General features: G+C 65.0%; 21 protein-coding genes. 10 read left to right on the forward strand and 11 right to left on the reverse strand.

Annotated elements, in window-relative coordinates:
- Nucleotides 1-35 precede the first annotated feature (35 nt).
- The 7 genes from ruvB to V5B39_RS00525 all read right to left on the reverse strand — a co-directional run bounded on the left by ruvB (nucleotide 36) and on the right by V5B39_RS00525 (nucleotide 6,301).
- Nucleotides 36-1,100 (reverse strand): Holliday junction branch migration DNA helicase RuvB, encoded by a 1,065-nt coding sequence (ruvB, locus tag V5B39_RS00495; protein WP_332340549.1) that lies wholly within the window; start codon nucleotides 1,098-1,100, stop codon nucleotides 36-38.
- Nucleotides 1,097-2,176, reverse strand: coding sequence for an AI-2E family transporter (locus V5B39_RS00500; protein WP_332340551.1), 1,080 nt, complete (start codon nucleotides 2,174-2,176; stop codon nucleotides 1,097-1,099). The genes ruvB and V5B39_RS00500 overlap by 4 nt, the downstream gene beginning before the upstream one ends.
- 7 nt (nucleotides 2,177-2,183) lie before the next feature.
- Nucleotides 2,184-2,759 (reverse strand): Holliday junction branch migration protein RuvA, encoded by a 576-nt coding sequence (gene ruvA / locus V5B39_RS00505; protein WP_332340553.1) that lies wholly within the window; start codon nucleotides 2,757-2,759, stop codon nucleotides 2,184-2,186.
- On the reverse strand, nucleotides 2,756-3,322 hold the full coding sequence (gene ruvC, locus V5B39_RS00510) for a crossover junction endodeoxyribonuclease RuvC (protein ID WP_332340555.1): 567 nt from the start codon (nucleotides 3,320-3,322) through the stop codon (nucleotides 2,756-2,758). Before ruvC ends, ruvA begins: the two co-directional genes overlap by 4 nt.
- Nucleotides 3,319-4,182 carry a DMT family transporter gene (locus V5B39_RS00515; protein ID WP_169070710.1) on the reverse strand — a complete coding sequence of 288 codons (864 nt, stop codon included), beginning with the start codon at nucleotides 4,180-4,182 and terminating at the stop codon, nucleotides 3,319-3,321. Before V5B39_RS00515 ends, ruvC begins: the two co-directional genes overlap by 4 nt.
- A gap of 150 nt (nucleotides 4,183-4,332) precedes the next feature.
- On the reverse strand, nucleotides 4,333-4,935 hold the full coding sequence (locus V5B39_RS00520; protein ID WP_332340558.1) for a ComEA family DNA-binding protein: 603 nt from the start codon (nucleotides 4,933-4,935) through the stop codon (nucleotides 4,333-4,335).
- 805 nt (nucleotides 4,936-5,740) lie between these two features.
- Entirely contained in the window at nucleotides 5,741-6,301 is a 561-nt protein-coding gene (locus V5B39_RS00525) for a hypothetical protein (RefSeq protein WP_332340560.1), read from the reverse strand.
- On the opposite strand from V5B39_RS00525, the gene V5B39_RS00530 reads away from it, so the two are divergent.
- Nucleotides 6,300-6,611 (forward strand): YkgJ family cysteine cluster protein, encoded by a 312-nt coding sequence (locus tag V5B39_RS00530; protein WP_332340562.1) that lies wholly within the window; start codon nucleotides 6,300-6,302, stop codon nucleotides 6,609-6,611. The two genes, V5B39_RS00525 and V5B39_RS00530, sit on opposite strands and share 2 nt — an antisense overlap.
- Before the next feature lie 250 nt (nucleotides 6,612-6,861).
- On the opposite strand, the gene V5B39_RS00535 is transcribed toward V5B39_RS00530, so the two are convergent.
- Both V5B39_RS00535 and V5B39_RS00540 read right to left on the reverse strand, forming a co-directional pair.
- Nucleotides 6,862-12,318 carry a CHAT domain-containing protein gene (locus V5B39_RS00535; RefSeq protein ID WP_332340564.1) on the reverse strand — a complete coding sequence of 1,819 codons (5,457 nt, stop codon included), beginning with the start codon at nucleotides 12,316-12,318 and terminating at the stop codon, nucleotides 6,862-6,864.
- An 81-nt stretch (nucleotides 12,319-12,399) separates the two neighbouring features.
- Nucleotides 12,400-13,191 (reverse strand): caspase family protein, encoded by a 792-nt coding sequence (locus V5B39_RS00540; RefSeq protein ID WP_332340566.1) that lies wholly within the window; start codon nucleotides 13,189-13,191, stop codon nucleotides 12,400-12,402.
- A 794-nt stretch (nucleotides 13,192-13,985) separates the two neighbouring features.
- On the opposite strand from V5B39_RS00540, the gene V5B39_RS00545 reads away from it, so the two are divergent.
- Complete coding sequence (locus V5B39_RS00545; protein ID WP_332340568.1) at nucleotides 13,986-15,557, forward strand: caspase family protein; 1,572 nt, start codon at nucleotides 13,986-13,988, stop codon at nucleotides 15,555-15,557.
- 13 nt (nucleotides 15,558-15,570) lie between these two features.
- Here V5B39_RS00545 and V5B39_RS00550 read toward each other — a convergent pair whose 3' ends face one another.
- Nucleotides 15,571-16,806 (reverse strand): phospholipase D-like domain-containing protein, encoded by a 1,236-nt coding sequence (locus V5B39_RS00550; RefSeq protein ID WP_332340570.1) that lies wholly within the window; start codon nucleotides 16,804-16,806, stop codon nucleotides 15,571-15,573.
- Nucleotides 16,807-17,028: 222 nt separating this feature from the next.
- Nucleotides 17,029-17,541, reverse strand: a complete 513-nt coding sequence (locus tag V5B39_RS00555; protein ID WP_332340572.1) for a phosphatase domain-containing putative toxin — start codon at nucleotides 17,539-17,541, stop codon at nucleotides 17,029-17,031.
- A gap of 406 nt (nucleotides 17,542-17,947) precedes the next feature.
- Here V5B39_RS00555 and V5B39_RS00560 point away from each other — a divergent pair, with 406 nt between their 5' ends.
- Genes V5B39_RS00560 through V5B39_RS00595 form a run of 8 tightly spaced genes read left to right on the forward strand, consistent with a single transcriptional unit; the run spans nucleotide 17,948 to nucleotide 24,456 of the window.
- Nucleotides 17,948-18,550: a lytic transglycosylase domain-containing protein gene (locus tag V5B39_RS00560; RefSeq protein WP_332340574.1), complete on the forward strand. Its 603-nt coding sequence runs from the start codon at nucleotides 17,948-17,950 to the stop codon at nucleotides 18,548-18,550.
- On the forward strand, nucleotides 18,547-18,987 hold the full coding sequence (gene gspG, locus V5B39_RS00565) for a type II secretion system major pseudopilin GspG (protein ID WP_332340576.1): 441 nt from the start codon (nucleotides 18,547-18,549) through the stop codon (nucleotides 18,985-18,987). The genes V5B39_RS00560 and gspG overlap by 4 nt, the downstream gene beginning before the upstream one ends.
- A gap of 18 nt (nucleotides 18,988-19,005) precedes the next feature.
- Nucleotides 19,006-20,202 carry a type II secretion system F family protein gene (locus V5B39_RS00570; RefSeq protein WP_332340578.1) on the forward strand — a complete coding sequence of 399 codons (1,197 nt, stop codon included), beginning with the start codon at nucleotides 19,006-19,008 and terminating at the stop codon, nucleotides 20,200-20,202.
- Nucleotides 20,199-21,896: a GspE/PulE family protein gene (locus V5B39_RS00575; protein WP_332340580.1), complete on the forward strand. Its 1,698-nt coding sequence runs from the start codon at nucleotides 20,199-20,201 to the stop codon at nucleotides 21,894-21,896. Before V5B39_RS00570 ends, V5B39_RS00575 begins: the two co-directional genes overlap by 4 nt.
- Nucleotides 21,877-22,704 carry a hypothetical protein gene (locus V5B39_RS00580; RefSeq protein WP_332340582.1) on the forward strand — a complete coding sequence of 276 codons (828 nt, stop codon included), beginning with the start codon at nucleotides 21,877-21,879 and terminating at the stop codon, nucleotides 22,702-22,704. Before V5B39_RS00575 ends, V5B39_RS00580 begins: the two co-directional genes overlap by 20 nt.
- On the forward strand, nucleotides 22,701-23,285 hold the full coding sequence (locus V5B39_RS00585) for a hypothetical protein (RefSeq protein ID WP_332340584.1): 585 nt from the start codon (nucleotides 22,701-22,703) through the stop codon (nucleotides 23,283-23,285). The genes V5B39_RS00580 and V5B39_RS00585 overlap by 4 nt, the downstream gene beginning before the upstream one ends.
- Nucleotides 23,282-23,884 (forward strand): hypothetical protein, encoded by a 603-nt coding sequence (locus V5B39_RS00590; RefSeq protein WP_332340585.1) that lies wholly within the window; start codon nucleotides 23,282-23,284, stop codon nucleotides 23,882-23,884. The genes V5B39_RS00585 and V5B39_RS00590 overlap by 4 nt, the downstream gene beginning before the upstream one ends.
- Nucleotides 23,881-24,456 (forward strand): hypothetical protein, encoded by a 576-nt coding sequence (locus V5B39_RS00595; protein WP_332340587.1) that lies wholly within the window; start codon nucleotides 23,881-23,883, stop codon nucleotides 24,454-24,456. The genes V5B39_RS00590 and V5B39_RS00595 overlap by 4 nt, the downstream gene beginning before the upstream one ends.
- The last annotated feature ends 1 nt before the right edge of the window (nucleotide 24,457 follow it).

The following is a 24,457-nucleotide window of genomic DNA, read 5'->3' on the forward strand; positions in this document are numbered from 1 at the left end:
GGTAAATGTAAGGGTTTGTGACCAGGCGGCGCCTCTCAGGGCGCCTGCCAGAGATCGCCCTGCGCTTCGCCGGGGATCGCCGCCAGTCCCAGATGACGGTAGACCGCCGCTGTCGCCACCCGACCGCGTGGCGTGCGCTGCAGAAAACCTTGCTGGATCAGATACGGTTCAAGAACGTCCTCGATGGTATCCCGCGCTTCGCCGATTGCGGCCGCCAGATTGTCGACGCCGACCGGGCCACCGGCAAACTTGTCGATTACCGCAGACAGCAGCTTGCGATCCATGACGTCAAGCCCGCCATGATCGACATCGAGCATCAACAGCGCCCGGTCGGCGACTTCCTGCGTGATCTGGCCGTTTGCCCGGACCTCGGCGAAATCGCGGACGCGCCGCAACAACCGGTTGGCAATGCGGGGCGTGCCACGCGAACGGCGCGCGATTTCCAGGGCGCCACCGGCGTCGGCTGGCACCTTGAGCAGTTGCGACGAGCGCGTGACAATCAGCGTCAGTTCCTCGGGCGTGTAAAACTCGAGTCGCGAGACAATCCCGAAGCGATCGCGCAAAGGATTGGTCAGCATGCCGGCGCGAGTGGTTGCACCGACCAGCGTGAACGGGGGCAGATCGAGCTTGACCGAACGTGCTGCCGGACCCTCGCCGATCATGATGTCGATCTGGAAATCCTCCAGTGCCGGATACAGGATTTCTTCGACGACCGGCGAGAGGCGGTGAATCTCGTCGATGAAAAGGACGTCGCGGGGTTCGAGATTGGTCAGGATGGCGGCCAGATCACCGGCGCGCTCCAGGACCGGGCCCGAGGTCGAGCGCAGGTTGACGCCCATCTCGGTGGCGATGATGTGCGCCAGCGTGGTTTTTCCAAGACCTGGCGGCCCAAACAGGAGAACGTGATCGAGCGTGTCGTTGCGCCGCCTGGCCGCTTCGATGAAGATCGTCAGTTGCTCGCGAATCTTGGCCTGACCGACGTAATCGCCGAGACGGCGAGGCCGCAGGGCGCGTTCGATCGCTTCTTCCTGGGTGGATTTCGCCTCGGCCGAGATCAGCCGGTCAACGGCGGAGCTGCCAAGATCGTCGGTTTCGATCATCGCTGAGAGATCTCCTTCGACAGTGACGATTCCGAATTGGCATGCGCCAGCCACTCGCGAACCAGCACCTGCCCGAGTGCCAGCAGGGTCGGCCCAAGGAACAGGCCGATGAAGCCGAAGACCAACACGCCGCCAAAGACTCCGACGACGATCAACAACAGTGGCAGGCTGGCGGTTCTCGAAATCAGGATCGGTTTGATGAAGTTATCGACGCTGCTGATGCCGAACATTCCCCAGCCGACCATGAACACTGCCCAGCCGGTCTGCCCCTCGTTGTACAGCCAGACGGCAGCACCCAGCCAGATCAGCGTGGCCCCGATCACCGGCACCATCGAAAAGAAGAAGGTGGCCACGGTCAGGATGATGATCCCTGGCACACTCGCGATGATGAAGCCGATCATTGCCACCAGCGCCTGTGCGGCCGCCGTCCCGACGATGCCGACCATGACCCCGGTGACCGTCCCTTCCGCCAGCGCCAGCATGCGCTCGCCGAGATCACCGGCGAGTGCGCGACTACCGGTGTGCAGTGCATCCGCATAGAGATGTGCATCACGAAAGATGAAAAAAACGAAGAAAATCACCAGCACCAGTTGCAACAGTCCCTGTGCCAGGAGCGCGGCGGTAGCCAGGGCCAGCCTGCGCGTCGGATCCACGAACTGATGCAGCAGGGCATTCATTTCCTCGCGACTCTCGATCAGTTCGTGCCAATAGGCAGCGGCATTGCGACCGACGACCGGCAGTCTCGCCAGCCAGGCCGGTGGGTCGGCAGGCAACCCTTTTTCCATCAATGGCTTGAGGTAGCGAATCGCAATCTCGACGCCGTCGGCAAGCGATCCCGACAGCAGCGCCACGGGCGCGACCAGCAACAGCAACAACAGGATCGACACCAGCAGCGCTGCCAGGTTGCTGCGCCCGCCGCAGAGGGTGAGCAGGCGATTGCGGATCGGCAAGGTGGTGACGCAGATGACGATGGCAAAGAGCAGCGTCCCGGTGAACGGCAACAACACGGCAATGCAGCCGACCAGCAGCAAAGCGACGAGCGCGATCTGGATAAGTTGTTTGTGACCGGAATTCATGATCGGTTCAGACTCTTGACAGCAGCTTGAGCGCCTGCCGAATGCCGTCGGAGGTCGTGACGTCGGCCGCTAGCTGTTTCATTGCCGCCCCTGCTTCACGGTCATTGTAACCCAGAGCCAGCAGCGCATTGAGAATGTCATTGTGCGCGGCAGCGGCAGGCACGGCGTTTGCCGGCAGCGCATCGGCGAGTTTCCCCTTGAGCTCGAGCAACAGGCGTTCGGCGGTCTTGGTGCCGATACCAGGCACCTTGGTCAGACGGCCGACCTCCTGCCGCGCCACGACTTGTGCGAGATCGTTCACCGACAGTCCGGACAGTACCGATAGCGCCAGGCGCGCGCCGACGCCCGAAATTTTCAGCAACTGGCGAAAGGCAAAGCGTTCCCCTTCGCTGGCAAATCCGTAGAGAAAATGTCCGTCCTCACGTACCACGAAGTGGGTCAGCAAACTGATTTGCTCGCCATTCGCCGGCAGATTGTAGAAAGTGCTCATCGGCACATCGAGTTCATAACCGACACCGTGCACGTCGACCACCACCTGCGGCGGATTCTTTTCCAGCAGGGTTCCAGTTAGTCGGCTGATCATCGCTGCTTCTCCCTGGCCACTCTCAGGCGGCCGTTGCGTACCTGCAGACCACTGCTGGCCAGTGGCCCAAGCCCTTGCCCACCATGCGCGTGTGCAATGGCGCAAGCCAGCGCATCGGCCGCGTCCGGGCGGGGGTCTGCCGACAAGGATAACAGGCGGCGCACCATGTGCTGCACCTGAAGCTTGTCGGCGTGGCCGTTGCCGACCACCGCCTGCTTGACCTGCAAGGCCGTGTACTCGGCCACCTCGAGGCCGCTGGCGACCAGCGCCGTGATCGCCGCGCCACGCGCCTGGCCGAGCAGCAGCGTCGATTGTGGATTGACGTTGACAAAAACGATCTCGACCGCAGCCTGATCCGGCCGGTGCTGCACCAGCAGTTCCCGCAGGCCGGCGTAGATCGTTCCCAGACGGCCAGGCAGCGAATCCCGGATGTCTGTACGGATGCAACCGCTCGCGAGGTAGGCCAGATGGTTGCCGGTTTTCTCGATCAGTCCGAAACCGGTGATGCGCAAACCAGGGTCAATGCCAAGAATTCGCAGCACCGGTCTTGCAGCGGCGCTCATCGGTTTTGCGCCCGCGCCAGGTAGACCCCGCCGACCGCCAGCAGCATGCCGGCCAGCGCCAGTCCGCCGAGCGTTTCGCCGAATACCAGCCAGGCGATCACCGCCGTGCTGGGGGGAGTCAGGTAGAAAAGACTGGCGACATTGACTGCACTGCCGCTGCGAATCAACACATTGAGCAGGCTGATCGCACCAAACGAGAGCACCAGCACCAGCCACAGCAGGGCAAAGGCAAACTGCGGCGTCCACTCGATGTGCATGCTCTCGCTGGTCCAGGCGGCGAGTGCCGTCAGCACCGCGGTCGGCAGGAATTGAATGACCGAACCGGTACGCAGGTCGAAATGCGGGCAGAAGCGCTTCTGGTAGAGCGTACCGAGCGTGATTCCGAGCAACGCGGCGAACGCCGGTAGCAGCATCGCTGCCAGTGGCAGGTCGCCGAGTTTGTTGGCAACCACCAACGCCACCCCGGCAAAGCCAAGCACCAGTCCCAGCCATTGCCGTGGCGACACGCGTTCACCGAGCAGAAAACCGGCACCACAAGCGGTCAGCAGCGGCTGCATGCCCACCACCAGCGCCGTTACCCCCGCCGGCAAACCATGCTTGATGGCCGTGAACACCCCGCCCAGGTACAGCGCGTGCACCAGCAGGCCGGAAATGCCGATGTGGACAAGCTGACGCCCATCGGCAGGCCATGGCGCACGCGTCGCCAGGGCAAACAGCGTCATCAGCACGAGCACCAGGAGGTAGCGGGCGAGCAGGAAAGTCAGCGGCTCGGCGTATGGCAGCCCGAACTTGGCGCCGATGAAGCCGGTGCTCCACAGGAATACAAAGAGAAAAGGAAGCAGCGATGGCAAGGGGCGCATGGGCTCGGCTTATGGATACAGACAGAAGTGTAGCAGGCAGCGCAACAGACCACGCTCGGAACGGCAGCCCCTGATCTGCGCAAGGCAGTAATGACAAACCCCGCCAAGGCGGGGTTTGCATTGCATCTTGCCAAGAAAGGCAGTGGAGGGTTACTTCTTCGCTGCAGCCGCATCCGTGCTCTTGGCATCGCTCGTGGCGTCTTTCTTGGCCACCGGTTTGGCCGCATCCTTGCTCTCTGCGGGTTTCGCTGGCTCGGTCTTGGCGGCAGCAGTTGCTGCAGGAATCGCAGCCGGTTTGACGGTTGCCGGCGCTGGCGCGCCTGCTGCGGCAGCGGGAGTAGTGACAGGCTTGGCAGCCGCTCCAGTGGCAGGAGTTGCCGAAGTTTTCGGAGCCGCCGTGGGCGCACTTGTCGGGGCAGAAGCACCTGCCGGGGGCACAGCCTTGGCGGGTTCGGCCTTGGCCGCCGGGGTTGCTGCAGTGGCTGGCTTGGCCGTTGTCGATCCGGTCAGGGTCACGTCGCTCTTCATCTTGCCGAGGACTGCCGGTCCAATGCCGGGCACCTTGGTGAGATCATCGACTGTCTTGAAGTCCCCATTCTTGGTCCGGTAGTCGATGATTGCCTGGGCCTTGGCCGGCCCAATGCCGGTGAGCATCTGTAGTTCGTCCTTGCTGGCAGTATTCACGTTGACCACGGCAAAGGCATTTGTCGCGATCATCAACAAAGCGACCAACAGGGTAAACAACTTGTGCATGGCATTCCTCCTGGTGAGATTGGGGTTACAAACCACCAGGCTCTGTCCACCTGGCGTCCTACGGCTCCATTTAACGCGCTGTAAGGGATTTGCGTTGACCGGACGGCATGACCTTTCCATGGACCCTGACCATGAAAGTCATGGCTGCGTCCCTCGCCTTCTTTCCCCGGCGCGCATGTCTGATGATGCAGTTTATGGGGTCACGGTAACTTGCGCAACTGCTGACGGGGTGCGTGTCAGAGTGAAGTTGTCCTGGCGGCTAACGGTCATGACTTTTCCAGGCACCCCCGATCATGAAAGTCATGACCGTTTCCCTCTCCCCCAACCCCTTCCACGGCCCGCGCTGCATCGCGGGCCGGCTACAGCGGCGCGGAGCAGTGCTCCGCGAAACCCCGCCTTCGCCCCCGCGAGGGGGATGGGAGGTTCGTGAGTCGCATACGCGACTTTCCCCGAAGTTTGACACCGAGACGGCGATTACACGCGGAGGTGGGACAACAGAATCCTCACCCGAGCGAACCATCCACCAACGCAACACGTGTACCCAAGGCCCGGCCCCGGTCGGCGTAGCTCTGCTTGATCGCCTCGCGCACCCAACCCAGTTGCACGTCACCCAGGTCCGGAAAGATGGATGGCAGCGAAGTTGTCGCGTAGCAGGGTAACGTTGTCCATATAAGGCGAGCGGCGCATTGCCCACTACTTGCAGCGGGTTGAAGCCCAAGCCGGCATAATTCACCTTGCACGGCGCATCGCCCCACAAGTCGCCCAGTTTTTCGTCGATGTCCTCGTCACTCGAAGGCTTCGTCGGTCAGCGTGTGTCGCTGCCCTTGTGTGCGTAGAAGCGCAGTACCCGCACCAGACGGGCGCGTTGGACGGTTTTTTTCCAGCAGCGTGGTATCCGGTCCAAACAGCGTTTCCGAAGGCTGGCAGGAAGCGTCGAACTGAGACTGTCGATGATGTCCAACAGGTCGAGCGCACGTGCGGTCTTGAGGTAGCGGCGGAACTTCACTTCCACGAATGCAAACTTCAAGCCACCGCGCCGCGCTGCCGTCACGTACAGCAAATCGGCACGCTGTCCGGTGGCATCCCTGTCCTTGCTCTCGCCCATCGGGCGGATCAATTCCGGCACATCGTCGAGAGGAACGAAAAAGCCAGCCGTTCGGAAAAACCGCGGGCCATCGGGTGCTTCTCGCCTTCTGGCGCGGGAGGGATGGAGGACAGCCAGCGCGGTATTGGCGCAGCCTCGAAGCGCCGATCCGGAGTCAAGGCAGGCCATGGACCTCCAGCGCACCATTGGGTAGCCGCACTTTACCCGGAGTGGATCATCCGTTATGGTTCGCAGGTATGGGAAACCCTCGACGACGAGCATGAGCGACTCTTGCCAGAGTTGCGGCGCCTGCTGCGCCACTTTTCGCGTCTCGTTCTACTGGGCCGAGGCCGACGACGCGCCGGGCGGTCATGTGCCGGTCACGCTGACCGAGGAACTGACGCCGCATCTGCGCTGCATGCGCGGCACCCATTCCCGGGCGCCGCGCTGTGTCGCGCTCGACGGCGAGGTCGGCGGCGCCGTCGCCTGCCGCATCTACCCGCAGCGGCCGTCGCCCTGCCGCGAAGTCATCCCCGGCGACGAACGCTGCCGGCGCGCGCAGGAACTCTGGGGACTGGCCGGGCCGAATTGAGCGGCCGTGCATGCAATCAGCGCGCGGATGGGGGCCTTTCCGGCCTGGCGCCACGGACGCGCTGGCTCAGTTGACGCTCCCGCGCAAACCCTGGAGTAAACCATTGCGCCGGTCTGCGGATCGCGCAGGGCGGTCAGCAACTGCTTGCGGTTGCTTCCCTGCCCCGGCGCCTTCGGCGAGATCTGCACCCAGCCCGAATTCGGTCCTGCGCGCAGGTCGAAGCATTCGACAATGATCGGGTTCCCGGTGCTCAAAGCGCATCGCGGATCGTCGCCAGCGCATCGCGGATCGCTTCCGGCACCTGGTCGGCAACGGCGATGACGAAATCGAGGTGCTCGCGCACCGACGCCGCTTCGCGCGGACTCGCCCCGCGCTGCAAAGCGAGGCGATAGGTGGCGACGATGGTTTCGGCCTGTTGCTGAGGTACGCCGGCCGACCCGTCACCGGCGAGCAGTTGCACCAACAGGCAATCGGCCGCACCGATGGCGCTCCAGAAATTCGGCTTCTCGGCATTGCGCTGGCGGGCGAGTTCGACCATCCGCTGGCAGTCGTCTTCGAGTGACCGGCGCCAGCCCATGTCCGGGGTGTACCCGAGCATCTCGCCGATCAGTGCGGCAAGCGCCCAGTTGCTGAACGGGTAGGGGTCGTCGTGCTGGCTGAGTTCAAAGGCTCGCAGGTAGAAATGGGCCATTTTCTGCACGGCTTCCAGGCGCCTCGACGGTGCCTCGATGATCCACGTCAGTCGTTTGCAGGCGCTGCCGAGCAGGCTGAGGCGCTCGACTGTCGGCGCCCGTTCGGCGATCAGCGCAAGTTCGCCGATGGCCCTTTCGATGCGGTCGACGAGTTCGTCCCGCAGGGCTTCGTCGGGCGCCTCGGTGGCGTTGCGCAATTCCTGCCAGCGCTGTCCGGCCAGTCGCACGTTGAAGTTCGCACATTGCTCGACGACCCGCAGCGGGCAGTCGCCGACGTTCGCGAGCAAGGCCTTGTCAAGCCATTCGACTGCCTGCGCATAGTCGCCGGTCTCGCCCCAGGCGAGGCCGATCGCCGCCGCCACGTCGGCGCGCTTGCGCCAGGCTTCGCGCACCGCCTGCGGCATCCGTTCGAGCGCATCGCCAACCTTGCTGCGATGTGCCGCCAACGGTGCCTCGTCATCGCCCCGATGGCGTTTCTCCATGCGGATCGACTGGCACAGGTTGTCGAGCGTGGCGACCAGTTCGCTCGGATCGCGGTATTCACCCGGCCGGCGGCCGTCGCTGGCGCGGCTATCGGCATGCAGCCTGAAGGCCGGGTCGCCATAACACTGATACGCTCCCCAGGTATTGACATCGGGGAAACGGACCCAGATCGCCTCACGGGCGAGGCGAACCGACTCGCCGAAGGGCAGGCCCTGCAGCAGGTGCGTATAGAAGCTCTCGCAGAAGGCTTCGGCGGCCGCGTCATCGACCGCCCAGCCAGCGGCGACCACCGCCCTGACGCCCATCTCGATGAACTGTACCGCCAGGTTCGCAGCCAGTTGCGGACTGCGTCCGTCGGAGGCCACGCTGGCCGTCTTGCCGAGGTGGCAGCAGTTGATGAAGACCAGTTCCGGCACCCAGCGCATCTGCTCGACGTCGCCGGGCGTCAGGAAGACGTCGTCGCCGATGACCATCCCCGAGAAAGGCTGCGAGGGTCCGTCACGGGTCTCGACCCGATGCTCGTGCACGCCGTGGCCGGCCAGATGCAGAATCCGCCAGGCATCCTTGTGCAGGCCGGACAGGATCGCGTCGGACTTCTCGTCGATGCACTCGACGCTGCGGTAGCCATGGCGACCCAGCACCTCGACCACCTTCTGCGCCTCGCGCCGGGCTCCCGGCAGTTCGCAGAACGCCGCCTTGCCGACATCGGGATTGCCGACGACGAAAGCGGTGTGGGCGCTGGCGTGGCCTGGATGCGGGCGAAAGCGCGCCGTCTTCAGTTGCCGGACAAGACCCGCCTCGACCGCTGGCGGCCGCTGGCTGTGACTCCAGCGGTCCTCGAGCAGCTCCCAGGGAAAGCAGGCCGACTCGCGGTCGACCAGCAGGACCAGGTCATCCTGGCGCGGTGCCAATTCCTTGAGCCGGTTCGGCAAGAGCATTTCGAACAGCGTCTTGGCCACCTCGGCATTGGCGGCCGGCGACTGGCTGGCCTGACGAACGAAGCCTTCGGCGAGCGCCATCTGGCCGGTCGCCAGCGTTTCCTCGGCACGCGCACGGTTGGTGGTGGCGACGAAGCGCAGCATGCCGCTGGACTTGTCCCGGCCGATGTCGAGGCGTTGCCACCAGCCGACGGTTTCCTCGAAGACGACGCGACGGTGGCCGCCGTCACCCGCGACGAGGATCCGTTCCGGCCATTCGACGTCGATCGCCAGTTGCCCGTCGTTCAGCAGATCCTCGAGCGCGCGTGCCGCGCCGATGGCGACGTCGTGCATCAGCTCGACGATCTCGAGGCGGTCGATGACGACTCGGTCTTCCATCCGCGCCTGCATCAGTCGGGTATTGGCCGCCGTCGCCGCGTGCAGCAGCGCCGCCAGCGACTCGCGCGCGGAGATGCCGCCGCCGGCCCCGGTGCCAACCAGCAGACAACTGAGTGCCGCCGAACGTGGCCGGTTCGAGGGACCATAGCGGTCGTCGTCTGGCCAGCGCGCCACGCGGATGGCAAAGTCGAGCATGGCATCGCGCAGCGCCCTGATCAGCAGCCCTGGCGACAACTCACCGATCTGGCCGAGACCGACGACGATGGCACCGCCGGGTCTGGCGTCCTTGTCGGCATTGAAGAACAGCGCGTGGCTACCGAGTGGCCCTGGGTAAAGTCCAAGGTCGAGGCGTTGCGTCAGCGCCTTGTCGAGACGCTCGTCGAGCGCCTGCTCGGCGTTGACGATGGTGTCGCCCTGGTAATGCCCGACGACTACCGGGTGCCGGACATAGGCCAGGTCGCCATGGACGATGCAAACGCGCAGCACCGGCACGCCGGCTGCCGGCGCCTCCTCGGGCGGCCGCGCTGGCCCGAAGCCGAAGCCGCGCACGTCGGAGGGAATGCCGTCAAACTGCGGCCTCGCCGGCAGCACGAAGGGTGCCGGCGCCACCTCGTCGCGCCGCCGTCCGGGCGGCGTTGCCGGTAGCCGGGTGGTCTTGCCGGTCATCAGCAGGTCGAGGTAGCCGGGAAAGGCTCGGGTCTTCGCACACAGTTCGTCGTGCGCGGTATCCTCGACGTACCAGGTCGGCACTTCACGGAGCAGGCCGGACTGCCATGTCACCGTGCCGTCACCTTCGGTGGTGGCGATGAATTCGAGTCGCCGGCGCTTCGCCAGCCAGGTCTCCGGGTACTCGGCGATGCGGTAATCGATGACTGTCGCCTCCTGGCAGCCGGCGATGTAGACCATGCAGTTCGGGTCGAGCGGTGCCTGCCTGAGCAATTCCCAGGTCGATCGCGCCCGTGCCAGCGAACCGGCATCGGCGACCGGCCAGCGGGCGTCGATCTGCTGCTTGATCGCTGTCCACCGTTTTTGTTCGGCAAAGGGCAACTGCGGGTCGTCGAAGGGCAGCAGTTCGAGCAGGCCGGGGAAATTGCGGACGATGTCGACGATCTCGTCGCTGCTGTGGGCGATGTCGAGCAGGCTCAGCTTGGCTTCGGTCGGGTTGGTACCGGTCAGCCAGCGCACCGCCTCGTGCGAACCGAGGTTGGGCGTGCCGAGCATCATCAGGCGGCTGTTCGGCAGGGCGACGATGCGCCGCCACAGCGCCGCGCCACGACCGCCGTCGGCGATCATCGCGCGCACCACCAGTCCGCCCATCGAATGCGCGACGAGATGCACCGGCTGCTGTTGCCGCTCGCATTCCGGCAGCCAGAGTTCGAGTTTGTCGACCAGCTCGCGGGCTGCGTCGCGCACCGACAAGCGCCAGTCGTAGGGGAGAATCTCGACGCGGTGGCTGCGCGCCAGAAATTCGAGCAGCGGCCCGTAGAAATCACCGAGCAGGTCGACTGCCTCGATCTCCGGCCGGCCCATGCGCAGGCGACCGAGGCCCCCCTTGAACAGCGCCCAGTAATCGAGCCAGACTTTTTCCCCCGACGCCTTCAGCGCGCTGCCCATGGTTCCCGGCAGCACGACCGCCAGCGGTCGCGGCGTCGTCACCGCCCGACTGCGGCCGACTGCCTCACGCCAGCGCGGCTCGACCGACCGGGCCTCGAGCAGCGGCTGGAAGCCGCCGTCGCTGCCGTCGGCCCGGCCGAGGCCGGACTGCAACCAGCGGACGCTGCGCTCGTTGAGAAAATAGCTGAAATGATTGACCTGCGCGCCGCGGTCGAGCAGGAAGCGCGCGCCTTTCTCCGGTCGGCGGATGCCACCGTACATCGAGCCGGTGTTGACCACCAGGTCGTGGTCGGCACCATAGAACCAGTCGCTGGCAAAGAGCTTGATCTGGCTCCACAGCGAATCGCCCTGTTCGAGATCGCCGGCAATCACCGTCAGGTCGGCATTGGTGACCAATTGCGGATGCTGCAGCAGACGAGTCAGCGCCGATCCAGGCAGCATCGCCTCGAGGCCCGGCAGCGTGCGCGGGTCGGTCCTCTCCTTGAGTACCGCCAGCAGGAAATCGAGCAGGTCTTCACCGGCACCGTCCGGCACGAAATACTTGAGCACCGATAGCCAGCGGTCGAGTCGGCCGGAAGCGAGCGTCGTGCCGCGCGCCGGACAGGCGACACGGACGAAGCGGCGCACGCGGATGGCTTTGGTGTCGAGAATTCCGAGCAGCTCGACCAGCGCAGCGCGGTCGGCTGCGTAGGCTTGGTCGCGCGCCGCCATCGCCGTTTCGTCGAGCGGGCTCAGCCCGAGTTGTGCGGCGACGGTGCGATCGGCCTTGAACAGGGTCTCGGCAAAACCTGGCGTGAGTGGATCGTCGCGCCGCTCGCGTTCGCCGAGGCACAGCAGTTCGCCGACCAGACCGCCGCGCGAATGCGAAACCAGATGCAGTTCTGCGTTCGGCGGCAGCCGTTTCGCCAGATCGAGCGCATTGCCGATCGGGCTGACCGTCAGGCTGCGGTGCTCGAGCGTATAAACGCGTTCGCCGTAGGTGGCCGCGAACTGCGCGAGTGTTGCCGTGCGGGCCTTGCTGCCGGGCTCCCATAGCTTGCCGTAGCTGCCCTTGAAACTCGACGCCGTGCCGTGCAGGAAGACCAGGAGCGGCCCCGTGGCGCCAGGAATGTCGGCGTCGTCAGCGAGTGCGGTCAGCCGGCCGTGATTGGTGAGGTCGCAGCGGTAAATGCCCGGTGCATTGCCGCCGAGCAGCCGCTCCTCGATCACCGAACCCAGTTTGGCCGCCGAGGTCCCGGTCAGGTCTACTCCGAAGAACTCCAGTGCCCGGACGCCGAGTCCCAGCCAGCCGCGACTGCCGGCGCGATCGGCAGCACGCGCGCGCGGCCGGGTGTCGATCTCCCAGGCGGCACCGCCGTCGCGTCCGACCGTCTGGCGGCCACGTTCGCGGATCAGGTCGTCGGCTCGCGACCAGAGCACGAAACCGTTCGCCAGTTCGAGCCGGACCGCTTCGTCGCCTCGCACCGTCAGCTCGCCGAGCGCTGCATCGCGCCCGCTGCCGGGAACGACACGGCGAGCGCTGGTGATGGCGATGCCGGGGAGGCTCGACTTGCTGATGTCGCTGACCGTGCCGCGGATCAGATAGGTCTTGTCACTGGACATGGGAGACTCCTCGCAGAGGGGCGGGGCGAACAGAATTTCCGGCGCCCGCCGCGACGGGCGGCGAGCCCCGGTGACGGCCATTCACTCGAAGACGCGGAAACGGCGGGCCGTGGCCGAGCCGAGGATCTGCGGCGACTGCGGCAGACGGGTGCTCGGCAGGTAGCCGCGAATCGCAGCGAACCAGGCCTCATAGGTCGCCGGCTTCTGCTCGCGCAGGCATTTCAGCGCGTAGTAGGTGAAGGCGCCGTTGGGCCGGCCACGGAAGCTGGTATCCCAACTGTATTCGGTGTCCTGGCAGCCAGCCAGGAGCAGGTCGCCACCGCTGCGCCGCAGACCACCGACCAGGGCGCGCGGCCGGTTTGCCGAAGCCGGCAGTTCGTTGCCCGGCATCCAGTCCTGCAAGGGCATATAGCGTGCCCGTGGCATGCCCGGATCGATGTCCGACTCGTCGCCGCGCGTGACCGAACCCGAATGGCAACTGTCCGAGATCAGCAGTACGCGCACGCCGGCGGCGCGCTGGGCGAACAGGACCCTGATTTCGTCATCGAGTAACGGCCCGACCGTGCTGATGTCCCAGGGGCAGAGGCCCTCGTCACGACCGTCGGGTTCGTCGCCGTTGCTGTCCGGTACCCAGGTGCCGTGGCCGGAATAGGTGATGACCACCGAATCATTGGGCTGGGCGCCGGTGATCAGGCCGCCGATGCCGGCGCTGATCGCCGCCCGTGTTGCCTGGGCGTCGATCAGCGTGGTAACGGTGAAGCCGCGGCCACCGAGTTCGGTCGCCCAGTCCTTGGCGTCATTGACGCAGCCCGACAGGTCGTTGCGGGTGCCCGGATAATCGTTGATGCCGATGCATAAAGCGCTTCTTGCCATGACAAGTCACCTCCCGAGGGTTGCAGGCCAGCGCGGAATGGCCAGCCCGGCATGGTTCGTCGGCCCCGGCTGGCACCGTGGCCAACAACAGACATGCGACATTGATACGACATTGCCAGTGCACCGCAGCACGCCGAAGCAAGGCCGCCGGCACTGACGGCCATGACTTTTCCGGGCACACCCGATCATGAAAGTCATGACCGTTTCCCTCTCCCCCAACCCTTCCCACAGCCCACGCTGCATCGCGGGCCGGCTACGGCAGCGCGGAGCAGTGCTCCGCGAAACCCCGCCTTCGCCACCGCGAAGGGGGAGGGGAGATTCTTGAGTCGCATACGCGACCTTCACATTAACGAAATCAGCATGGAACATGGCCACGCCGATGTCAAGGTGGCGGTCATGCCGTGATGCCGTTCATGGCAGCCCGATCGATCAGCCAGACGGGCGGGATGTTCAGGGGCCTCAGGATCGGCTGGCCTGGCGCCGCGGCAACGCCAACCGACCCCATTGAACGAGTCCTGCTCCGGAGGGGCATGGCCAAGAGGCATGGCGAAGATTCGCCGCGCGATTCTGATCCTATTGTGTTGCCCACGCTGCAGGCATAAGATTCGCGGGCCATGCCATTCCGATTGCTTCGAACGACATTCCTCTCTGTTCTGCGCGCGCTGATCGTGGCGGCAGCATGCCTTTCTGCCGCGCCTGCGCAGCCGCAGCCGGCGCCGCCGGGACGGACGGATTCGCTCGGCAAACCCCTCGCTCCGTCGCCCGCCGGATTGGCGCCGGGGACGGCAAGCCGAATGGCCGGCGTCACCCCCTCCAGTCAGGGACGGCGCATCGCCCTGGTGATCGGGAACAGCGCCTATCAGCACCCCGACAACCTGCCCAAACTCGTCAACCCCGCGCATGATGCAGAGGACATCGCCGCTGCCCTGCGCCGCTTCGGTTTCGAAGTCATCGAGCGAAAGAACCAGACGCTCGAAGCCATGCACCAGAGTATCGCCGAATTTGGCAGCACAATCGGTGGCAGCGAAGCGGCCTTGTTTTTCTTTGCCGGGCATGGCATTCAGGTCAAGAACCAGAACTATCTGATGCCGGTCAATGCGAGGGTGGAAAGCGAAGCGATGGTTCCCTACCAGGGCGTCAACGTCAACCAGATCCTCGACGAAATGGACAATGCCAAAAGCAGCGTCAACATCGTGATCCTCGATGCCTGCCGCAACAATCCGGTCAGTGGCAAGTTCCGCTCGGGCCGGTCGCGCGGCCTGGCGAGCCCTGACGTCGTACCCAAAGGTACGGTGATCGTGTATGCCACCGATCCGGGTAACGTGGCGGCCGATGGCGATGGCCGCAACGGCTTGTTTACCGCCGGGCTGCTGACCGCTTTTCAGGGCAGGGATCTGAGCCTCGATGGCGTTCTGACGATCGCCAGCGCGGAAGTCGAACGTGCCAGCCGGCAAACCCAGACGCCCTACGTCAACGGTCCCAAGACCCTGCAGAAGAATTTCAGCTTCAACGTCGCCATGGCACCCGACCCCACAGAAACCGAAGCCCGATTCTGGAACGAAGTCAAGGCAAGCGGCACACGGGAAGCTTTTGAAGCCTACCTCAAGCGCTTTCCGTCGGGTACCCATGTCGCACTCGCACGGGGAGAACTCAGAAAGTGGGAAGAACCCGAGCGTGCGTCGAAGCCACAGGAAAGCATCGAACGTAAGGCGGTCGGAGGAACGGTACCGGCCAGAACCGAAAAGACCCAGAAAGGCCCCGCTCCGGTACTCGCCCCGGTGGACAAACCGGATATCAAGGTCGGTGACCGATGGGTTTATCGAAACATCAACCTCTGGAAGAACGAAGAAAGCACTCGTGTCGAATTGAAAGTGGCGGCAATCAAAGGAGACGCCATGACCGTCGATCGAACATTGATCGATTCGAAGGGCGCTGCAGGGGCAGGAGTCGAGCGTTCGTTCAGGAGAACGGCCGATCGATCGACCTGGACCCTCCTGGACCCCAACGTGACGCAGGGCAAGCGCCTGACCCTGGTGTTCCCCCTGGAAGTTGGGAAAACCTGGGATTTCGAGTATTCAATCAAACGCCCGGATGGCGATGTCGTGACACATAAACGCTCTGCCCGGGTTGAAGCCTGGGAGGACGTCGAGGTGCCGGCAGGAAGGTTCCGGGCATTACGGGTGGTTCATTCCGGCAGCGCCGAGCGGCCAGGCCGGGCGGGCCTACTGTCGAGTAATGTTTCCGAAACCTTCTGGTACGCGCCCGAGATCCGGTCCATGGTCAAGCACGAGTATCGCGACACCATGGGCCACCTGCGAACACGGGACCAGTTCCGCCAGGAACTGACTGCATACGACATCAAGTGACCCCGATTTCCCCTCAAAGCTCGAGGAGACGAAACTCCTGACTTTCCGCGATTCTGACGACATCGCCGGGGTGCAGGCGCATTTCCCGATCGATCCGTTCGCCGTTCAGGAAGGTCCCGTTGCCGCTTCCCAGGTCCCGGATCGTACAGCGCTCCCCGTCGAGCCTGATCTGCGCGTGCAGCCTGCTCACCAGGGCGTCGCTGATGACGAAGTCGTTTTCCTTGGCGCGTCCGATGCTGGTGATGCCTTCGCGGATTTCATGCCGTACGAGCGTGTCGATGCGCGAGATGAGTACCAGACGAAGCGATGACCGTTTGGCCAGCTCCGGGGGTGGCGGCGGAAATACCCGCAGCACTTGGGTCGCGGTGCTGCCCAGCATCGGCGCCTGGTGCGCCCAGTCGTTTTCGAACACGGCATTCAACCGTCGCAGAACGTCGGCGTCGTCGACCGAGATGCTAAGCTCGCGGCGGCGGTCGAGGCTCTCCGTCCGCAGGTTCATGCTGCCAATGACCGCCGTGGCACCGTCGACGATCGTGCACTTGGCGTGCAGCTTGTAGCGCGGGGCTGCCCGGAACTCGATCCCGGGCGGCAACCGGACTCGATGCTCCGCGTCACCGAGAACGCGGACCAGCACTCCACTTCTGGCTTTCTCCACCAGCAGGCGGATGATTGCCGGGTCCTCCACTTTCGCGTCGGCGATGTCGATCGAATCCATGGCCGTCTGCAGCAAGGCCTTCATCTTTTTGCGGCTGTTGAACGGGCTGACCAGGAGCGGCGAGTCCCTGTCGGGTTCGAAGGGCCTGTCGTCCCAGTCTGCGTCAAAGAGCCTGTTGATCTCGGCGGCGATCGCCGGGTGGTAGACTTCAACACCAAAGTCACGCGCGTAGTGGAGATTCTCGCGCGTCGGGTTGAACGTGAACACCAGCGCTTCTGTGTCGTCCACCGTCATCGTCTTGTAGTGGTAACGGGCTCGCTTGCTGTCGCCGGCGGGCTCTTTGGTCGAAATGCCGGCCTCGTTGGCGTCCTTGAGGAGCTTGCGGTTTTGCTCTTCCCAACCGCGTGCGCTGCTCGAGATCAGCACGCGGATACGAACGCCACGCTGGCGGGCTTCGATCAGGGCTCGCTGGATGATCGGGTCGTCCATCCGGAATACGGTCAGGTTGATCGAGCGCTCTGCCCGGTCGACGGCGCGCACGATCGGAAAGAAGCTGTCGCCGGGTTGAACGATGAGCGATATCTTGTAACCCATCACGGGATCCTGTTCGGCAGCGAGATGGTACGGGTCAGCAGAGGACGGGCAAATCCGTACAGCATTTTACGTGCTCCCCCGCAGTTTCGAGTGAAGCACGCTTTTGCATCGAAGCGCCGCCCGAGGCGACAGGTGGTCTGGTCATGACCGTTCCCCCTTTCCCCCGACCCCTCCTCTGCAAGAGGGGAGGGGAGATCATGCGTCGCTGACGCGACTTTCACATTAGCTGTCCGGTTGCGCGACGGCCAGGCGGGCCAGATAGTCCTGATGAACGTTGAGCGTCAGCGCATTGGTGCGAATCGCCTGGATGGTCGCTGTCGCTGCAGCCAACGAATCACCCCGTTCGACCAGGATCTGTGCAGCGACTAGGCCAGTTCGACCGGAACCGCCTTTGCAATGGATTGCTATTTTCTTGCCGGCGTCGAGCAGTTGGTGCACGGCCTGTCGTTGCGCAGACCAGGCAACCGCAAATGCTTCTTCCGGCGCATGATCGTCTTCGATAGGCAGGTGAAACCATTGCAAACCGAGTTCCGGACAGAGATCAGCCATGTTCGTCACGGCATTGCTGGCCATTTCGGTACCCGGCATCAGCGTGATTACGGCGTCGGCACCGGCCGTTTTCAATTGTTCGAGTGCAATGGCCAGTTCCACCCCTTTGGTTCCTGGGCAAGGGGTCAGAATCAGGCCTGCGCCGTCATTGCCAAGTGGCAGCAAATCGTAGGGATGGTGGGTCATGGCAGGATGAGAATGAATGGGTGATCGGGCCTGTAGAATCACTGTGGCCGTCAAAGTTCGAGGGACAGGCCTGCGCCTTCGTATCCTTCGTATTCTAGCGGAGTTGGCGGGGAAATCATCCAATACGCTCGTCAGTGGCTGCAATTGAAAGTGTTGGTCAAAGTCCCTTGTTCAATGGAGAGGTGTTGACATCGTGATCGCCCCTCCCCCACAAGGGGAGGGGAGTATATCGCTAGCTCCCAACACTTTCATTCGTCTCCCTCTCATCCAGGATCCCAGGATCACCAGCTTTGGCTGGCAGCGTGTTATCCTCTGCGCTCGAAATTTGCCTGCCGAGTCACCAATGGGTCGTTCAAGGGGGAAATCTGCTGGTTCCTGGGCGCAGCCTGAGCGGCTGCGAGTCGCTTTGGCCGGGCTCGTCGGCGTGCTGCTGCTGCATCCGGCGATGGCCAGCGCGACAGGCAGCGTTTACGTCTCGTATGCCGCCGATGGGGTTCCGAGCTACGCCAGCCAGCGCCTCGATCCGAGCTACCGGCTGCTGATCCGCGGCGAGAATCCGCCCCAGGATCGCGGCACGGTTTCAAGGCGGCTCGCGAGGGTGGACCAGGCCGCCGGAAAACTGCAATTGACGCCGCTGATCGACCACTACGCACGCCTTCACCAGGTCGCTCCCGAACTCGTGGCGGCGGTGGTCGGGGTGGAGTCCGGGTATAACGCCCGGGCCGTCTCGCCGAAAGGCGCTCTCGGCGCCATGCAGCTCATGCCGGCGACGGCCGCCCGCTACGGGGTCACCGATGCCGGCGATGCGGCACAGAACATCGATGCCGGCGTGCGTCATCTCAAGGATCTGCTCAACGCGCATCAGGGCAACGTCGCCCTCGCACTGGCCGCCTACAACGCCGGCCAGGGAGCGGTGGCCAGGCACCGCGGGCGCATTCCGCCGTATCCCGAAACCATGCTGTATGTCCCGGCGGTCCTTGCCGCGGCGGCGCGGGGAAACCGGCCATGATCCGACCCGCAGACGGCCAGGCCCCGGATCGTCGCCGCGCGCGCGGCTTCACCCTGCTCGAACTGCTGGTGGTGGTGACGATCATCGGCCTCCTGGCCGCCTATGTCGGCCCGAAGTATTTCTCGCAGCTAGGCAAGTCGGAGCAGGGCGTCGCCAAGGCGCAGGTCGAGGCTTTCGCGCGCGCGCTCGATACTTACCGGCTCGACGTCGGCCACTACCCGACGACGGAAGAAGGGCTCAATGCGCTGCTGACCAGGCCGGCCAATGCCACCCGCTGGAACGGGCCGTATCTGCAGAAAGCGGTGCCGCTCGACCCCTGGGGGCGCGCGTACCTCTACCGCTCGCCTGGCACTACCGGTGACTTCGACATCGTGTCCTACGGCAAGGACGGCCAGCCCGGCGGCAGCGGTGATGCCGCCGACGTCAGCAATCAATGAGTCTGTTGCGGAGACGGGATGCGCTTTGAGGTTCGCGCCTTATCACCCGACAATCTGATCGAGACGCACAGCGTCGATGCCCCGGATGCCGCTGAAGCGGGCCGCATGCTGCAGCAGCAGAGACTGCAACCGCTGTCGATCCAGGCTGCCGCCGCCCCGGTCATGGGAGCTGTGCCGGGGCGCGGCAACAAGGCGTTCTCGCTGCTACTCTTCAGCGCCGAACTCCTGGCTTTGCTGGAAGCCGGACTGAGCCTGGTCGAGGCCTTCGATGCGCTGCTCGAGAAAGAGTCTTCGTCGAGTTCGCGGTCGGTGCTCGAGCGCCTGACGCGCGACCTGCGCGAGGGTCTGCGTTTTTCGGCGGCGCTGGCCCGCCAACCCGATGTCTTCCCGCCGCTCTATGTCGGCATCGTCCGCGCTGCCGAGGGAACCAGCGATCTGCCGCGCGCGCTGGCGCGCTACCTCGACTACCAGACGCGCCTGGAGACGGTGCGCAACAGGATGATCAGCGCCCTCATCTACCCGGTGATCCTGCTGATCGTCGGTTGTGGCGTGACCCTGTTCCTGATGGGCTACGTGGTGCCGCGCTTTGCCGGTGTCTATCAGGGCAGCGGCCGTTCGCTGCCCTGGCTGTCGCAATGGCTGCTCGACTGGGGACAGTTCGTCGGCCAGCATACCGACCTGGTGTTCGCCGGCGCGCTGGTGCTGGCACTGGTGGCGGCCTACGGGCTGCGTCGATTTATCGGCAGCGGGCGCTGGATCGTCTTCCTGACGCGCCTGCCCGGCATCGGCGAACGGGTGCGCATCATCGAACTGTCGCGGCTGTACCTGACTACCGGCATGTTGCTCGAAGGCGGCATTCCGATCCTGGCGGCGCTCGATATCGTCGGCCACACCGTTTCACCGACGACGCGCGCGGCTCTGCTGGTCGCTCGCGGCATCATCTCCGACGGCGGCACGCTGTCGCAGGGTTTCGACCACTGCGGCCTGGCGACGCCGATCGCCTTGCGCATGCTGCGCGTCGGCGAGCGATCCGGACAGCTCGGAGCGATGCTGACCCGTTCGGCGCTGTTCTACGAGGGCGAAAGTGCGCGCTGGATCGAGCGCTTCACCAAGGTCTTCGAACCTGCGCTGATGACTGCCATCGGCCTCCTGGTCGGGCTGATCGTGGTGCTGCTGTACCTGCCGATCTTCGACCTCGCCGGGGCGTTGCAATGAACGCGCCCGCGCCCGGCGACCGCCTCCTGGCCGACGACCTCCTGGCGCAGGCCAGGCGCCAGGCGCTGTTGTCGGGACGTTCTCTGCTTGTCGAACTTGAGACGCTGACCGGCAGCGAACCCCGCCAACTGGTCGCCGATCTGGCCAGGCGCTTTCGCCTGCCGGCCATCGAGACTACCGAGATGCTGGCCTGTGATCCAGCGTTCGACCGCTTGCCGCTGGTCAAGGCCCAGACGCGCGGCTGCGTGCTGCTGCGCTCGCCGCAGGCAGTGGGTGACGGCCAAATCATCGGCGTCATCGCCGATCCTTTCGACGCCGACAGCATGGTCTGGCTCGGCAGCCTGGCCGGCTCGCCGGTGCATTACCGCCTGGCGCTGGCGGCGGACATCCAGGCCTATCTGTCGAAGCACGAGGAGTCGCTGCACGCGGTGCATTCGCTGGTGCAGGAGGGCGGCAGCGCGCCCGAGCGGCGTACCGCCGAGGTGCTCAGCTTCGCTTCGGTCAGTGGCGCTTCGAGTCCGGCGGTGAAACTCGTCAACTCGACCGTCTATGATGCAGTGCGGGCCGCCGCCAGCGACATTCACCTTGAAAGCACGCCCAGCGGCATCACCATCAAGTACCGTCTCGACGGCGTCCTCGATACGGTTGCCCAGATCAGCGGCGTGGCGCTCGCCGAGCAGGTGATCTCGCGCCTCAAGGTACTGGCCGAACTCGACATCGCCGAGCGACGCATCCCGCAGGACGGCAGCTTCCGGGTCGAGGTCGCCGGCCGCGACATCGACCTGCGGGTGTCGATCATGCCGTGCATCCACGGCGAGGACGCGGTCGTGCGCATCCTCGACAAGCGCGGCGTCATCGAGGCGCATGGTTCGCTGACGCTCGACTCGCTGGGCTTTGACGAGCATGCCCTGAAGTCGCTGCGCAGGCTGGTCGAAGAACCCTACGGGATGTTGCTGGTCACCGGCCCGACCGGCTCGGGCAAGACCACGACGCTGTACGGCGCGATTTCCGAGATCAACAACGGTCGCGACAAGATCATCACCATCGAGGACCCGGTCGAATACCAGTTGCCCGGCGTCCTGCAGATTCCGGTCAACGACAAGAAAGGGCTGACCTTCGCGCGTGGCCTGCGCTCGATTCTGCGTCACGACCCCGACAAGATCATGGTGGGCGAAATCCGTGACCGCGAGACCGCCGAAATCGCCGTCCAGTCGGCGCTGACCGGGCATCTGGTGCTGACCACGGTACATGCCAACAACGTCTTCGACGTCTTCGGTCGCTTCACCCACATGGGCATCGACCCCTACGCCTTTGCCTCGGCGCTCAATGGCATCTGGGCGCAACGCCTGTTGCGCGTGAACTGCAGCCGCTGCAGCGAAGCCGACACGCCACGCGCGACCGAGATCGAGCGCTTTCATCTGGCCGGCGAAGATCTGGCGCAGTTCGCTTTCCGCCGCGGCCGCGGCTGCGGCGATTGTCGTGGCAGCGGTTATCGTGGGCGCAAAGCGGTTGCCGAGATCCTCCACCTGAACGACGAGCTGCGCGAACTGATCATCGAGAAGCGCCCGATCCGACAACTGAAGGAACTTGCCTACCGAAACGGCACGCGCAGCCTGACCGAGGCCGCGCTGCGCCTGGTGGCGCGCGGTGAAACCACGCTCGAAGAGCTGCGTCGTGTCACGCTCTCGGGTTGAACGCTTGCTGCTCGGCTGCGCGGTCGACCGTGCGGTGCTGCTGGCGCTGCCAGTGGCGGCGAAGCCGGCAGTCGAAACGCTGGCGGCGCTCGATTTCGATCCGGCGCAGCCGGCATCGCTTGCCGCGCTGGCACCGGCGCAGCCGATCGCCGATGCAGCCCGCCTCTCGCTGGCGGTGACCCTCGATGACAGCCTGGCGCGCAGCTTCGTGGTTACGCCACCACGCGGTGCGCGGGGTTTGCGTGAGCTGCGGGCGAGTGCAGCGGCACGCTTTGCGGCCTTGTACGGCGAGTCTGCCGAGTCCTGGCTGCTGGCGGCCGACTGGCAGGCGGCGGCGCCTTTCGTGAGCTGCGCGCTGCCGCGGGAACTCTACCAGGCGCTCACAGGACTCGCGCACGCACAAGGCTGGCGGCTGGATTCGGTGACCCCGGCGCTGGTTCGCGTCTGGAACCGGGTGTGTCCCGCGATTCCGGCCGACGGCTGGCTGGGGATCGGTTTCGCTCGTACCCTGACGCTGGTTTACCACCAGCACGGCGAACTCGCCGGCCTGCGTACGCTGCGGCTGCCCGCGGCGCCGGAGCTGGCCGAACTCGAAACGCTGCTCGAACAGGAGCGTTTGCGCAACGCGGTCGCGGCGGGCACGCCACCAGGGCCATCACTGTTATGGACCGGCGGCGCCAAATGGTTGCCGGCCGCGGCGACGGTTGCCGGGATCGCTTCGCGGACCCTTCCTTTGCCTTGCCCGAACGGATCGCTCGGCGAGTGGCCAGTGGCCGAGCAACTCGCGCTGGCCGGAGAGCCGCGATGAAGCGGCTGCAGGTCGATTTCGTCGCGCCGTCGCGGTGGCGCCTGCCGGTCGCGGCGCGCTCCCGGCTGCTTCTGGTCGCACTCGCGCTGCTGACCTTTTTTGTCGGCATGGCCATCCTCTGGCAATGGCTGCGACTCGATCAGCAGGTCGAGGTGGCGAATGCCGCGCTCGCGCTGGCACGGCGACAGGTGGCGTTGCAAACGCCGCCAGCGCACGTGTCGCGGGTCTTCTCCGAGCCGGAGATCCTCGCCATCAACCGCGCCATCGGGCAGCTCAATACCCCCTGGCCGGCGCTGCTTGACGCTTTCGAAAGCGTTGCGACTCCCGACATCGCCTTGCTGCAGATCGAACCGGACCACCGCCGGCGACTGGTCAAGGGTCTGGCCGAGGCGAAAGATCATCAACACCTGCTGGCTTACCTGGCGGCGCTCGGATCGACCCGGCCTTTTGCCGGTGCCATGGTCAGCAAACAGGAAATCAACGAGAAGGATCCGACGCGGCCGCTGCGTTTCCTGTTCGAGGCGCTGCTCGACGATGGAGCGGGCGAAGTGGCGGGTGGACCGCCCCAGGACGAGCCGTGAACCGGCTGGCACTGCTCGCCGACCGGCTACGGCTGGCCGCCGAGATCTGGCTGCAGCGGCATGGCCCCTGGTGGTTGCTGCTGGCCGTCCTGGGCTGCTCGCTGCTGGGCCTGGCGATGGTCGTGATTCCCAGGCTGGAAGCCGATCTGGCTGGAAAACAGGCGATTCTCGAAGAACTGCGGGCACTCGCGGCGAGCCGCCCGGAGCCGCCGCCAGTCCCCATCTCCCCTTCGGAAAGTCATTACGCAGCCTTTCGCGAGGCGCTGGCCGCAGAGGATCAGGTGCGGCCGAGCATCCAGGCCATTCTCGATGCGGCGGCAGCGCATCGCCTGCTGGCCACACGCGCCGAGTACCTGCGTGGCCACGATGCCAAGGCGCAGGCCGACACCTTGCAGATGATCGTGCCGGTGAAAGGGCGCTACCCCGACGTGCGGCGCTGGATCGAGGAGATTCTCGCCACACAGCCCTACACTGCACTCAATGAACTCGGCTTCAAGCGCGAGGAGATTGGCATCAACCAGATCGAAGCCAGAGTTCGTCTGACCCTGTGGTTGCGGCCGGCCGGCGCCGCCGATGGGGGTGGCAGCATCGACCCATGAATCGTCGTCACTCGATCCTGCTGTTGCTGCTGGTCGCGGCGGCGTGGCTGGCGCTGTTTGGCGACAAGACGCCGGTGGATGCGCCGGGGGAGGTCGTGCAGGCTGCTGCGCCACGGGCTGGCGGCCGCCCTGGCGCTGGCGTACCCTCGCCGGCGTCCGACACGGGCCGGCCGGCCGGGACCGCTGAGGAGAAAAAGGCATCGACCCGCCTGGAAGTCGCCGCATTGATTGCGCGCGCACCGTTGATCCCGGCGGTGGCCGAAGAGCAGGCGAATCGTGAGCCTCGTGACCTCTTTCCCTCGCTGAGCTGGCTGCCGCCGCCGCCGATCCCCGAGAAGCCGGCAAAACCGCCGCCGCCGATGGCGCCGCCGCTGCCCTTCGTCTATCTCGGCAAGAAGCTCGAAGCGGGGCAATGGGAAGCCTACCTCGGACGTGGCGAGGAAGTGTTCATCGTTCGCGAGGGAATGACCCTGACCGGCCTCTACCAGGTCCAGGAAATCAGGCCACCGACGCTGACACTGCTCTATTTGCCCTTGCAACAGTCGCAAACCATCCCGATCGGAGGATCGTAAT

It is taken from the genome of Accumulibacter sp. (assembly GCF_036625275.1).
Classification (GTDB): domain Bacteria; phylum Pseudomonadota; class Gammaproteobacteria; order Burkholderiales; family Rhodocyclaceae; genus Accumulibacter.